The organism is Phytohabitans sp. LZ39 (assembly GCF_059359075.1).
In genome coordinates, this window is record NZ_JCADBM010000007.1 from 281,168 (window position 1) to 294,686 (window position 13,519).

At 71.0% G+C, this 13,519-nt stretch carries 9 protein-coding genes; 3 read left to right on the forward strand and 6 right to left on the reverse strand.

Features of this window, described 5'->3' with window-relative positions:
• Positions 1 to 52 precede the first annotated feature (52 nt).
• A complete protein-coding gene (locus AC5L36_RS16680; protein ID WP_441216687.1) occupies positions 53 to 3,331 on the forward strand; it encodes a discoidin domain-containing protein in 3,279 nt (1,092 codons plus the stop codon).
• Between the two features lie 61 nt (positions 3,332 to 3,392).
• A complete protein-coding gene (locus tag AC5L36_RS16685; protein ID WP_441216688.1) occupies positions 3,393 to 4,370 on the forward strand; it encodes an aldo/keto reductase in 978 nt (325 codons plus the stop codon).
• Positions 4,371 to 5,040: 670 nt separating this feature from the next.
• Here AC5L36_RS16685 and AC5L36_RS16690 read toward each other — a convergent pair.
• The 5 genes from AC5L36_RS16690 to AC5L36_RS16710 all read right to left on the reverse strand — a co-directional run bounded on the left by AC5L36_RS16690 (position 5,041) and on the right by AC5L36_RS16710 (position 11,506).
• Positions 5,041 to 7,005: a bifunctional aldolase/short-chain dehydrogenase gene (locus tag AC5L36_RS16690; RefSeq protein ID WP_441216689.1), complete on the reverse strand. Its 1,965-nt coding sequence runs from the start codon at positions 7,003 to 7,005 to the stop codon at positions 5,041 to 5,043.
• Positions 7,006 to 7,019: 14 nt separating this feature from the next.
• Entirely contained in the window at positions 7,020 to 8,036 is a 1,017-nt protein-coding gene (gene mtnA, locus AC5L36_RS16695; protein ID WP_441216690.1) for an S-methyl-5-thioribose-1-phosphate isomerase, read from the reverse strand.
• A 165-nt stretch (positions 8,037 to 8,201) separates the two neighbouring features.
• Entirely contained in the window at positions 8,202 to 9,575 is a 1,374-nt protein-coding gene (locus tag AC5L36_RS16700) for a glycosyl hydrolase family 18 protein (RefSeq protein ID WP_441216691.1), read from the reverse strand.
• Between the two features lie 116 nt (positions 9,576 to 9,691).
• Positions 9,692 to 10,891, reverse strand: coding sequence for an ROK family transcriptional regulator (locus tag AC5L36_RS16705; RefSeq protein ID WP_441216692.1), 1,200 nt, complete (start codon positions 10,889 to 10,891; stop codon positions 9,692 to 9,694).
• Between the two features lie 42 nt (positions 10,892 to 10,933).
• Positions 10,934 to 11,506, reverse strand: coding sequence for a DUF305 domain-containing protein (locus tag AC5L36_RS16710; RefSeq protein ID WP_441216693.1), 573 nt, complete (start codon positions 11,504 to 11,506; stop codon positions 10,934 to 10,936).
• Positions 11,507 to 11,645: 139 nt separating this feature from the next.
• Between AC5L36_RS16710 and AC5L36_RS16715 the strand changes: the two genes are divergently transcribed.
• Positions 11,646 to 12,383 carry a lytic polysaccharide monooxygenase gene (locus AC5L36_RS16715; protein WP_441216694.1) on the forward strand — a complete coding sequence of 246 codons (738 nt, stop codon included), beginning with the start codon at positions 11,646 to 11,648 and terminating at the stop codon, positions 12,381 to 12,383.
• A gap of 331 nt (positions 12,384 to 12,714) precedes the next feature.
• Here AC5L36_RS16715 and AC5L36_RS16720 read toward each other — a convergent pair whose 3' ends face one another.
• Positions 12,715 to 13,503 (reverse strand): hypothetical protein, encoded by a 789-nt coding sequence (locus AC5L36_RS16720; RefSeq protein WP_441216695.1) that lies wholly within the window; start codon positions 13,501 to 13,503, stop codon positions 12,715 to 12,717.
• Positions 13,504 to 13,519: the final 16 nt, after the last annotated feature.

Genomic DNA, 13,519 nt, shown 5'->3' on the forward strand with positions numbered 1-13,519 from the left:
TCACACCGGTCTCGCACCGGTTACGCCCGGTCCCCCACGTAGGAGTTACGCGATGCGCAAACCCCTAGCCGCGGGCGTGGTCGCTGTCCTCGCGGCCGCGCTGCTGGCCTCCCCCGCCAGCGCCGCCCAAACCATCGGTTATCCGAGCTTCGGCAACAGCGGGTCGATCCCGCAGCCGCCGGTCGGCTACAACACCGGCAACACCATGCAGGCCATCTACGACGCGGAGAGCGGCGGCACCGACTTCTGGGTCGACCGCCTGCTGTCCCGGTCGGGCAGCGACCCGTCCGACGCCGACGGCGGCATCCTGATGACCCGCGGCCGTGGTGCCTTCATGAAGATCCACACGCCCGGCACCATCGGTTTCGCCGGGCGGCTCGCCTACTTCGAGAGCATCAGCGACCAGGCCGCGTACACGGTCGCGGTCACCCCCGGCACGTTCACCGAGCAGGTCGCGCAGCGGTGGCAGGCACCCAGCCACTGGCGAAGCGTGCACACCTCCGGCTCGGTCCGGATCAACCAGACCAAGTTCATCACCGACAACAACGTGCTGGTGACCAACCTGTCGATCACCAACACCGGCTCGGCGTCGACGACGCTCCAGCTGCGGGCCACCTCGCCGTACGCGACGACCGCCAGTGGCACCGAGCTGACCGGCAGCCGCGCCTCGTACAACAGCCTGACCACGCTCTTCCCGCGGCTGAGCGGCGACAGCGGGTTCGCCGTCAACAGCGGCGGCCTCAACCGCTCGGTCACGGTCGGCGCCGGCCAAACCGTCGAGGCGAAGGTGCAGCTGGGCCTGGTGGTCAACGAGATCCCGGCGTCGCTGTCCGAGTACAACACCTACCGCGGCTTCAACAACGCCACCGCCTTCGCCACCCACGTGCGCGCGTACAACAAGTGGTGGGCGGACAACGTGCCGTACATCGACGTCCCCGAGGCGGCGATCAAGAAGAACATCTTCTACCGCTGGTGGTTGATGCGCTACAACAACTTCGACGGCGACATCCCCGGCCAGACCTTCCAGTTCCCGTCGTCGGTCGAGGGCGCGCTGGGCTACAACAACGCGATCGTGCTGACCCAGCCGATGCACATCGACGACCTGAAGTACCTGCGCAACCCGGCCTACGCCTACGGCGACTGGCTCAACGTCGGCACGGTGTCGCGCAACGGCCGCTACATGGACAACCCCGGCGACCCGGCGAACTGGAGCAACTCCTACACCCAGTACATCTCCGAGGCCGGGTGGCGGGCGTACCAGATCCACGGTGGACAGCCGGCCATGCTCGCCAACTTCGCCCGGTACGCCGAGCAGGACGTGAAGGGCCAGCTGTCCTTCTACGACCACGACAACGACGGCGTGATCGAGTACGACTGGGGCGCGCTCACCGGCAACGACGCCGACGCGGTGTCGTTCCACTGGCGCTCGGGCTGGCTCGACCGGGCCGAGGGCGCGTACGTGTACAGCAACGCGCTCGCCGCGGTGCAGGCGTACCAGGCGCTGGGCAACACGGCCAAGGCGAACGAGATGCAGACGATCGCCGACCGGGTGCGCAACGGCATCATCAACCAGCTCTGGAACCCGTCCCGGCAGATGCTGGAGCACCGCCACGTGTCGAGCAACGAGTTCGTGCCGTGGAAGGAGATCAACAACTTCTACCCGTTCGCGGTCGGCCTGATGCCCAACACCGACCAGTACAAGCAGGCGCTGCGCCTGTTCGACGACCCGGCCGAGTACCCGATCTTCCCGTTCTACACCGCGAACCAGCGGGACAAGGCGGCGTCCGGCACGGGCAGCAACAACTTCTCCACGATCAACTCGACCGTCCAGTTCAGACTGCTCTCGCAGGTGCTGCGCAACTACCCCAACCAGTGGATCAACACCGAGTGGTACAAGAAGCTGCTCTACTGGAACGCCTGGGCGCAGTACGTCGGCGGCAACACCGCGTGGCCGGACGCCAACGAGTTCTGGGCCAACTGGAACGGCAGCTCGATCACGTACCGGTCGTGGATCCACCACAACATCCTCGGCAGCAGCAACTGGACCGTGATCGAGGACGTCGCCGGCCTGCGGCCGCGCAACGACGCGCAGGTCGAGCTCTGGCCGATCAACATCGGCTGGTCGCACTTCGCGGTCAACAACCTGCGGTACCGCGACACCGACCTGTCGATCGTGTGGGACGACCCGGCCGACGGCGTGACCCGGTACGCGGGCGTGCCGCAGGGCTACTCGGTGTTCGTCAACGGGCAGCGGGCGTTCACGGTGGACCGGCTGACCCGCGTGGTCTACAACCCGGCGACCGGCGCGGTGTCGCTGCCGGCCGGCGGTGCGGTCAGCTTCAACACCACCTCGTCGGTGAAGGCGCCGGGTGCGGTCAACCAGAACTCGCCCCGCATGGTGGACATGTTCGCCAAGGCCGGCGTCGACCTCACCTCGACGCTGCCCAACCTGGCGCAGGGCGCGTCGACGTCCGCGTCGTTCACCGCCTCGGGCACCTCGACCGGCGCGGCGGTGGACGGCTTCACGATCAACGACCCGATCTGGGGCGCGGCGGGCTCGCCGAACGCCCAGGACTGGTACGAGATCAACTTCGGCCAGTCGCGGGCGGTGGACGAGCTACGGATCCACTTCCGGGACAGCCGGCCGCAGAACGCCACCTACCGGGCGCCGTCGTCGTACAACGTGCAGTACCTCGACGGCAGCACCTGGACCAACGTCGCGGCACAGGTCAAGACACCGGCGACACCGCAGGGCAACTACAACAACGTGCGGTTCACGCCGGTCAACACCCAGCGGATCCGGATCCAGATGACCAACGCGTCCGGGTCGAAGGTGGGCCTGACCGAGGTGAAGGCGTACAACCGGGGCGGCACCAACCCCGACCCCGGGCCCGGGCCGACCGGCAACGTCGCGCCGTCGGCGACCCCGACCGCGTCGTACACCTCGTCCTGGGAGTCGGTGGCGGCGCTCAACGACAACGTCGACCCGCCGTCGTCCAACGACACGGTCAACCCGCGCTGGGGCACCTGGCCCAACGAGGGTGAACAGTGGGCGCAGCTGACCTGGTCGTCGGCCGTCTCCCTCAACCGCGCCGAGGTCTACTTCTTCGACGACGGCCAGGGCATCGACCTGCCCGCGTCGTGGAAGCTCCAGTACTGGAACGGGAGCGCCTTCGTGGACGTGCCCGGCGGCAGCGGCTATCCGGTCGCGGCCAACCAGTACAACAACGTCACCTTCAACACGATCAGCACGACCCAGCTGCGGGTGGTGCTCCAGAGCGCCGCCGACTCGGTGGGCCTGCTCGAAGTGAAGGCGTACACCCCGGCGTAACCCGCCCGAAGTGCCGGCGGCGGCGCGGCCGTGCCGCCGCCGCCGGCATAGGGTGAGAATCATGGACTACGTACGACTCGGCTCGACCGGCCTCAAGGTCTCGCGGATCTGTCTCGGCATGATGAGCTACAGCTCGAAGCCGTGGCGGGAGTGGACGCTCGACTACGACGCGGCCGAGCCGATCGTGCGCCGCGCGGTCGACCTCGGCGTGACCTTCTTCGACACCGCCGACATGTACTCGGTGGGTGGCAGCGAGGAGGTGACCGGCAAGCTGCTCGGCGCCTACTTCGCCCGGCGCGACGACTACGTGCTGGCCACGAAGGTGTACAACCCGATGGGTGACGGCCCCAACGACCGCGGCCTGTCCCGCAAGCACATCATGGCCTCGATCGACGACTCGCTGCGCCGGCTCGGCACCGACCACGTCGACCTGTACCAGATCCACCGGTGGGACTACGACACCCCGATCGAGGAGACGATGTCGGCGCTGCACGACGTCGTCAAGGCCGGCAAGGCCCGCTACATCGGCGCGTCGAGCATGTGGGCCTGGCAGTTCGCCAAGGCCCAGGAGGTGGCGCGGGCCAACGGCTGGACGCCGTTCGTGGCGATGCAAAACCACTACAACCTGATGTACCGCGAGGAGGAGCGGGAAATGCTGCCGCTCTGCCTCGACGAGGGCGTCGGCGTCATCCCGTGGAGCCCGCTCGCCCGCGGCCTGCTCGCCCGCGGCCGCGGCACCGGCACCACCCGGTCCGGCAGCGACCAGTACGTCCGCGAGCTCTACGCGGCGTCCGCCGCCTCCGACGACAAGGTCGTCGACGCGGTCACCGCCGTCGCGTCCGCCCGCGGCATCCCCAACGCCCAGGTGGCGCTCGCCTGGCTGCTGCGCCAGCCCGCCGTGACCGCACCGATCGTCGGCGCCACCAAGCTCCCGCACATCGAGGACGCGGTAGCCGCGGCCGCCGTCGAGCTCACCGACGACGAGGCGGCCTCACTCGAGGCCCCGTACGTACCACACGCCGTCTCCGGCCACGAGTAGAGAGCTTCCGGTCCGGGTCGCCCCTCCGTGGTTTCGAAAACCTTGGTGCGACAAGGAGATGGGGCTACCTCCGAGGCAGAATTTTCCCAGGTCCGCGTCAGCGGTAGACCGTATGCTCCCGCGGGCACCGCTCCCGGCCGGCGGCTCGCCAGGGCGAGCCGAAATCCCCGGCCGTCCACTGCCAGCTCCGCGGGGCAAGCCCCTACCGACGGCATCCTGACGCAGCGTCACCAGCGTCGGGGGGTCGGGCTTTGAGATCTAGGAGACTTAGGGTTGATATGGCGCCCTAACTCTCCAAGATCTGGCATCGGACGCCGTTCACATCGCTGTGGCGGTTACTCGCGGTGACGGTGCCCCTGTCCGGTCTGGGGCCCGTCGACTCGGCACGCGGCATTGTGGACAAACGAACCGTGCGCGGCACGACCTCGGGGTGAGAGTGACCAGCGGCGGCCGGCGTCTGCGTCGATCGAGGGAAGGGCTTGTGTCGCGGACCTGGCAGCGTAGGTCGGGGATTTCGGCGAGCGCCAGCTCGCCGCCGACCGGAGCGGTGCCCGCGGGAGCATACGGTCCGCAGCCGACGCGGACCGGGGAAAATCAGGGTGGAAATCGCCCACGACGCGTGGGACTCGCCATCCGGTCGACGGTGACCACGACTGGCGGTGGCACGGGGTCAGATGACCCGTTCGTTGCCGCCGTCGATGGGGATCTGGGCGCCGGTGGTGGCGCCGAAGGCGTCGGAGCACATCACCGCCACCAGGTCGGCGACCCGGGCGCTGGTGATCTCCGTGTGCAGCAGGTTGCGCCGCTTGTACTCCTCGACGGTCATGGCGTAGTGGCGGGCCCGCTGCTGGAGGATCTCGTCGGTCCAGAGGCCGGTGTCGAAGACGGCGTCGGGATGGACGACGTTGACGCGGATGCCGTCGCCCGCCCACTCGAGCGCGGCCACCCGGGCCAGTTGGACCGCGGCGGCCTTGGAGGCCGAGTACGGTGCCGCACCCGGGCCCGGTGCCGGCGCGTTCTTGGAGGCGACGACGACCGCCCGGCCGCCGCGGGGGGCAAGCGCCAGGAAGGGGTGGAGGCGGGAGAACAGGTAGGCGATGGAGTCGACGTTGACCGACATGGTGCGGCGCCACGTGGACATGTCCAGCTCGGCCAGCCTGCGGCTCCGCGGGAAGACGCCGGCCGCGGCCACGACCATGTCGATCCCACCGAACCGGTCGACGGCGCGGCGGACGGCGGAGTCGATCGCCTCCGGGTCGGTGACGTCGGCGTGGGCGCCCAGGAAGTCGTCCTCGTCCAGCTCGGCTATCCCCGGGTCGACATCCACGCCGACGACCGCGGCGCCGCGCGCCCGGAGGGCGTCGGCGCAGGCCCGCCCGATGCCGGAGGCCGCTCCGGTCACGAGGGCCACCTCGCCGGCGAAGTCGGGCACCGCGCGTCCGCGCCGCAGCTTCGCTTGCTCCAGCTCCCAGTACTCGACGTCGAAGATGTCCGCCGCGGGTAGCGCGCGGTAGGTGCCGATCCGCTCGGCCAGCTCGATGATGTCGATGGTGTGCCGGTAGATGTCGTACGCGACGTGTGCTTCCTTGGCGCGGCGTCCGGCGGTCAGCAGGCCGAGCTCCGGGTCGAGGATCACTCGGGGCGCGGGGTCCAACATGGTCAGTGCGGTGCCCCGCCGCTCCCGGTGTTCTTCGAAGTAGCGCCGGTAGTCGCGCGCGTAGCCGGCCACGTCGGCGCCGACGAGCGGGATCCGCTTCGTGCGCAGCACGTGGTCCGGGGTGGCGGGGCCGCGCCGCGCGATCTCCTGGAGGTCGGGGCGGGACACGAACGCCTGGATCTCCGGGTCGCCGTGGCGGGTGAGGAGCATCGGCACACCGGCCGCGCCCGAGACCTCGTGCCGCAGCCGCGCCAGCCGTAGCGGGTCGACCGGCGCCGCCGCCTGGCTTGTGCGCACGGCCGGCGGGCGGCGCTCGGCCAGGTGCTGCTCGGCGCGGCTGATCAGTTCGATGTGCCGCCGGTACGCCTCCTCGACGTCGGCGCCGAACGTGAACAAGCCGTGGTGCAGCAGGACCACGCCGACGGTCGTGGGACCGATCTGACCGGGGACCGTGTCGGCGCACCGGCGCGCCAGGTCGAACCCGGGCATCGTGTACGGGACGACGACCACGCTTCGCCCGAACACCTTCTCGACGATCTCGGCGCCGCCGGGCTGGTTGGTCAACGCCAGCAGCGCGTCCGCGTGGGTGTGCAGGACCGCGGTGTGCGGCAGCAGTGCGTGCAGGAGGGTCTCGACGCTCGGGTCGGGCGCTCCGGCGTCGACGGACGCGCAGCGCAGCTCGTTCATCATGTCGGTGTCGCTGAGCTTGTCGAGCGTCAACAGCTGCCGGAGCCGGTCGAGGCGCAGCGGGGCGAAGCCGGCCGCCTCGATCGTCGCCATGTCCCAGCCGCTGCCCTTGACGTGCAGGATGTCGACCGCGTCTCCAGTCAGGTCGGTGACGGTGGTCTTCACCGAGGTGTTGCCGCCGCCGTGGAGGACGAGCGCCGGCTCCCGCCCGAGCAGTCGTGAGGTGTAGACGAGCTGCTCCAGAGGCTGGGAGGCGGGTGGTGCGGTGGCGGCGTCCCACGCGTTGCGCATGCGATCTGGCTCCCCTATCGGTCGGCGGCGGGTGGATCGTCGTCCGGGCGCCCACCCAGGGCGGGATGGATGACGCGCCGTTCGGTGACGATAGCGGTGACGAGCGCCGCCGGCGTCACGTCGAACGCGTAGTTGAGCGTCTCGGTGCCGTCCGGTGCGACCTTGACGTCACCCCAGCGGGCGATCTCGTCCGCGCCGCGGATCTCGATGTCGACCTCCGCACCGGTGGGCGTGGACAAGTCGATCGTCGACTCCGGCGCCGCCACCACCATCGGCACACCGGCGTGCGCGGCGGCGAGCGCCAACGGGAAGGTGCCGACCTTGTTGATCACGTCGCCGTTGGCGGTCACCCGGTCGGCCCCGACGACGACGGCCTTGGCCAGCCCGCGCGCCAGGACCGTGGCGGCCGCGGAGTCGACGACGAGGGTGTGTGCGACGTTCATCTGGGCCAGCTCCCACACGGTGAGCCGGGCACCTTGCAAGAGCGGACGGGTCTCCGCGGCGTAGACGTGTGCGAGCGCGCCGCGTTCGTGCAGCGCGCGCACGACGCCGAGCGCGGTCCCCCATTCCACGCACGCGAGGGCGCCGGCGTTGCAGTGGGTCTGTACGGTGACCGGTCCGGTGACGTGCCGCATCAGCCAGAGCGCTCCGCGCTCGCTGAGCGCGCGGTTGGCCGCGACGTCCTCCTCCAGCACCGCCAGCGCCTCGGTCAACACCGCGTCGGCGCCCTCCGGCAGGCGGCCCATGGCCCGGTCGACTCCCCACGCCAGGTTGACCGCGGTCGGCCGGGCCTTCCGGATGGCGGCCGCGGCGGCACCCACCGTGGTCGGGTCGCCGGCGTGGAGCCGTGCGGCGAGCGCGACGCCCAGGGCACCGGCGGCACCGAGCGCCGGTGCGCCCCTGATGGCCAGGCGCTTGACGGCGTCGACCAGGCCTTCGACCGTGTCGATCCTCATCTGGACGAGCTCGTGCGGCAGCCGGGTCTGGTCGATGGCCACGACCCGGTCCTGCTGCCAGTCGATGGTTCGCATACCCGCTCCCCGCACCCACGACATCGAAGACACGCGCTGTCTTCCGGCCTGCACGAAGGTAGCAACGCCACGGATGGCGTCGCTACCTTCGATGCCGCCGAGTCCGGCGCAGTCGGGGTGGCGCGGAGCGGAGCCCGCGACGTCCTAACTGGACACTCGGGCCGGCTAGGGCAGGCGCCACTGCTGGTTGGCGCCGCCGAAGCAGTCCCAGATCTGTAGCCGGGTGCCGTCGGCCGAGCTGCTGCCGGTGGCGTCGAGGCACTTGTTCGAGTTCGGGTTGCGCAGCGTCAGGTTGCCCTGCGCCTGCCACACCTGGGCGCCGGTGCCGTTGCAGTCGTAGAGCTGGACCAGGCTGCCGTTGGCGGTGCCGGCCGCCGCGACGTCCATGCACTTGCCCAGCGCGCGGATCGTGCCGTCGGTGCCGACCGTCCACTGTTGAGCGTTGGTGCCGTTGCACGCGTACAGCTGGACCGCCGTGCCGTTCGCGGAGCTGGCGCCGGCCACGTCGACGCACTTGCCGGCGATGCCGGTGATCTGGCCGGTGCGGCCGCCCGGCGGTGGCGTGGTCGGCGGGGTCCCGCCCGTGGCCACCTCGTAGATGGCGCTGACGAGCGAGTTGGCGCCGGTGGCGTCCTGGGACAGCTCCCAGTTCATCATGCCGCCGCCGTTGGCCATCATGTACTGCGTCTTGCGCCGCACGGTCGGCAGGCCGTTGTAGCACTGCTGGGCGCCGCCCGCCGTGGTGCAGTCGCGGTTGGCGTTGGCCGGGTCCATCGACACCAGGTTCGCGTACGTGAAGTAGCCCGGCCGGCTGTAGAACGGCACGCCCATCACGGTCTTGCTGGCCGGCAGGCCACGCGCCTTCCAGGCGTTGACGTTGCTGACCGCCCAGTCGTAGTTGGCGTGCGGGCTGCCGCCGTCGTACGTCATGATGTTGAGCCAGTCGACGTAGCCGAAGACGGCCGGCTGCACGCCGTTCGCGGTGCCGCCGCCGGAGACGACGGCCGCGGTGAGCAGCTTGCCGCGGCTGTGCATCGCGGTGCTGAGCTGCTGCATCAGCGCGGTGAAGTTGTTGCCCGAGGTGCCCGGGTCCGGGTACTCCCAGTCGATGTCGACGCCGTCCAGGTTGTACTGGGTGACGAAGTTGACCATCGTGTTGACGAACGTGGTGCGGGTCGACGCGTTCGCGGCGAGGGACTCGAACGCCGAGTCGTTGCCGTCGTTCCATCCGCCGACCGCGATCAGCACCTTGGTGTTGTTGGCGTGGCCGAGCGAGACGAGCTGCTGGAGCTTCGGGATGTTCTCCACCGGCTGGAGGGTGCCGTTGGCGTTCGGCAGCGCGAACGAGTAGTTGATGTGGGTCAGCTTGCCGTACTGGACGCTGTTCACGTTGCCGGACCAGGACGGCATGTAGCCGACGCTCTTGAAGCCGTTCGGCAGCACGGCGGCGCTGGAGGTGGACGGGTTGAGCACCGCGACCATGGCGGCGGCGACGGTCGCGGCCGCGCCGAGCATGGCGGTGAGGGCCCTTCGTGACATCGACGATCCTTCCGGTAGTCGTCCGGTCGCGGGCCGCCCGCCGACAGCGAACCGCGTGGATGCCACGAAGGTTAGGAAGGTTTACTATTAATAGTCAATACAAGCATTGAAATAAGTTAACGAGTCCCGCCGGTCACCAGCAGCTCGGCCACGGGGAGCGTCGCCGCGCCCACCGAGACCGCGTCCGGGCCGAGCCGGCACAGCTCGATCGACGCCTGCCCGTACGGGTGGCGCAGCGCGTGCGCGGCCGCCACGGCGCGGATCCGCGGCAGCAGCGCGCCGCCGAGCGCGAGCCCGGCCCAGCCGCCGAGCACGATCCGCTCCGGGTTGAACAGGTTGATCAGGTTGGCGATGCCGGCGCCGAGGTACCCGGCGGTCTCCTCCAGCACGCGCGCGGCGGACTCGGACCGCTCCGCGGAGGTGACCAGCGCGGCGATCGCGCTCTCCTCGTCCGGACCGGGCAGCGCGCGGCCGCGGCGGGCGACCCGCCACCGGTCGAGCACCGCCTCCGCGCCGACGTACGCCTCCAGGCAGCCGTCCGCGCCGCAGCGGCACCGCCGTCCCCCGTACACGATGGTGGTGTGGCCCCACTCGCTGGCGCTGCTGCTGACGCCGCGGTAGCTGACGCCGTCGGTAAGGACGGCCGCCCCGACGCCGGAGCCGACCAGCGCGATCGCCACGTGGCGCGCGCCCCGCCCGGCGCCGAACCACATCTCCGCGCGGCCGAGCGTCTTGGCGCCGTTGTCGAGGTACAGGCGGGCGTCGGTGCCGGCCCGGAGCATCGCCTCCAGCGGCACCGCCTCCCAGCCGAGCGTCTGCGCGTGGACGGTGGCCGACGCGCCCTGCTCGACCACGCCGGGCACGCCGATGCCGACGCCGATCAGCGCGCCGTGCGGCACGCCGGCGGAGGCGGTCACCGCGTCGAGGCCGGCGAGGATGTGCCGCACGACGGTGTCCGGGTCCGGCTTGGCCGACTCGATCGGGTGGTCGGCCTTGGCGAGGCCGGTCATCGCCAGGTCGAAGAGCTCCACCTGGACGCGGGTCTCGCCCACGTCGACGCCCACCAGGTATCCGTAGCCGGGCCGGACCCGCAGCAGCGTGCGCGGGCGGCCGCCGTCGGAGTCGACCGCGCCGGCCTCCTCGACCAGACCCTGCTCCAGCATCTCGCCGACGAGGTTGCTGACGCTGGCCGCGCTCAGGCCGGTGGCGCCGGTGAGGTCCTGCCGGCTGAGCGGGCCGTCGTGGTAGAGCCTGGACAGCAACACCGCCCGGTTGCGGCGGCGCATGTCCCGTACCGTCGCCCGCTTCGCGTCCACCGGCCCCCCGCACTTCCACCACGCGATGAAATAAGCGCCAATCTAGCGCGGGGTGGCGTCGAGCAGCTTCTGCATCTGTTCGATCTGCGCGGTGCGGGATTGCTCGATCCGTCGGGCGAGGTCGACCAGGCGCTTGTCGGCGCCGCCGGCGACCTCCATCTTGGCCAGCCGGATGGCGTCACCCTGGTGGGCCATCATCGTGTTCAGGAAGCGGCGCTCGAACTCGGTGCCCGTGGTCGCCTTCAACGCCGCGACCTGTAGCTCGCTGGTGCCGGGGAGGCCGCCGTGCGCCGCGTGCGGGTCCTCGCCGCCGGTCGCCGCCGGGCTCGGCGGCGCGCCGGAGTCGGCCAGGACGCCGGCCAGCATCTCGGCCTCGTCCCGCTGGGTCGCCTCGATCGCGGCGGCGAGTCGCACCAGCTCGGCGCGCCCGCCCTTGGTGTGCCCGAGCGCGGCCAGCTCCACGCCCTGCCGGTGGTGCGGCAGGATCATCTGGAGGAACATGACGTCGGTGTTGTTGAGCGGGCCCCGGCTCGGGACGTCCGGTGTGGACCGGGGCGGCCCGGAGCAGCCGGCGAGCAGGAGCGCCACCACCAGCACGACCGCGCGACGTGACATCGACACTCCCAACCGTAAAGAGGATTAAGAGTAAGGCGCACATCTTCTCTTAACAATATTTACAGATAGTGTCGCACCGATGTAACCTCTCGCTACCCACGGCTCGAATCCCCTGTATCCCCCACAAGGAGAGAGCTGGATGAACCTACGAAGGAAGGTGGCGGCCCTCGCCGGCGGCATCGCGGCCGTGCCGCTGGTGCTCGTCGCGCTGCCGTCCACCCCGGCCAGCGCCCACGGCTGGATCACGTCCCCGCCCAGCCGCCAGGACATGTGCGCCACCGGCCGGGTGGCCAACTGCGGCCCGATCCAGTACGAGCCGCAGAGCGTCGAGGGCCCGAAGGGCCTGCGCAGCTGCAACGGCGGGCTGGCCCAGTTCGCCGTGCTCAACGACAGCTCCCGCTTCCCCGCGACCAGCTCCGGCAGCACGGTCACCTTCTCGTGGCGGCTGACCGCCGCGCACCGCACCACCACCTGGGAGTACTGGGTGGGCAGCCGGTTGCTGGCGACGTTCAACCAGAACAACCAGCAGCCGCCGTTCACGCTGTCGCACACGGTCAGCGGCATCCCGAGCGGCCGCCAGACCGTGCTCGCGATCTGGAACATCGCCGACACCCCGATGGCGTTCTACGCCTGCGTCGACCTCCAGGTCGGCGGTGGCAACCCCAACCCGACCACACCGCCGCCCAACCCCACGACGCCGCCGCCCAACCCGACCACGCCACCGCCGTCCCAGGGCGGCACGTGGGCGGCCGGCACGGCGTACGCGGTGGGCGCGCGCGTCACCTACGGCGGCCGGACGTACCAGTGCCTCCAGGCGCACACCGCGCTTCCCGGCTGGGAACCCCCGAACGTCCCCGCCCTGTGGCGCGCCGTCTGACGCGCCGCGTGTGAGACCCGGGCCGGCACCGACGGCGATGGCCCCCGGCGGTGCCGGCCCGCCCCATACGGACCTTTCATAGTCAGGGTCGCCGCTCGTCGTGGCGTTCCTTCGAGGCATGTTTGCCCGCGTCCGCGTCAGCGGCGGACCTCTTGGGCGTAATTCCCAACAGGGCTCCCGTATACCCGCCCAGACGGTGACAGGGCTGCCCTCTTGAGAGCAGGGCACGCGGGGTGAGCGCGACCAGCGGCGGACGGGTGAGGCCGCGGGAGCGACGGTCGGGACCACGACGGACGTCGCGGTAGCTCGAAAATGTCTTGGAACAGGTCGGCTAACCCGCGGCGACCCGGTCGAGGAGGCGGTGTGCGGCGGGTACGTCCTGGGGGATCTCCGCGGTCAGCACGACGCTCCCCTCCTCCCCCGCGTGCGCGGTCAGCTTGGCCACGAGGGGACGCAGGGCCGCGTCGCGGCGGACCAGCGTGCCGACCCGCCCCGGTGAGAACGTTACGATCAGCGCGTGCGCCGGCAGCACCGGCAGCAGCGCGGCGCCCTGGTCGAGCAGCAGCGTGACGGGCTCCCAGCCGGTGCCGCCCTCCGGCGCGGGCACGTCGACGACGAGCACGATGAACTCGTCGGACAGCGGCGGCCCGTCCTCGCCGCCGAGCTGGTAGACGCCGGCGAGCAGCGAGGCGAGGTAGCTGGCCGTCACCGACCCGCGGCGCGGGTCGCCGCAGAGCGTCACGTCGGTCGGCGCCAGCGCCACCTCGGCCCACGCCTCGACGACCGCGCGGACCAGCCGGGAAGGCGGGCCGGTGAAAGGCATCCGCCGGTACAGCGCGAAGACGTCGTCGACGGTCCGCCGGATCCCCCATCCCGCCCGCGCCCGCGCGTGCCCGAGCCGGGTGCCGGCCGGCCGCACGTCCTGCCGGCGCGCGACCGCGCGGGCCAGCGCCTCGACGGCCGGGTGCCACCAGTCCTCCGGCCGCACCCAGCCCTGGTGCTCGATCGCCGCCCGCCACGCGTCCTTGACCGCGCCGGCGGGCGTGCGGTGCCGCCGCAGCGACCGCGACCGCTGGTCCGTCACCCACGCCGGCGGCCGGCGTCCCGTCCCGTCGTCCATCCGCTGGTACCTCCCC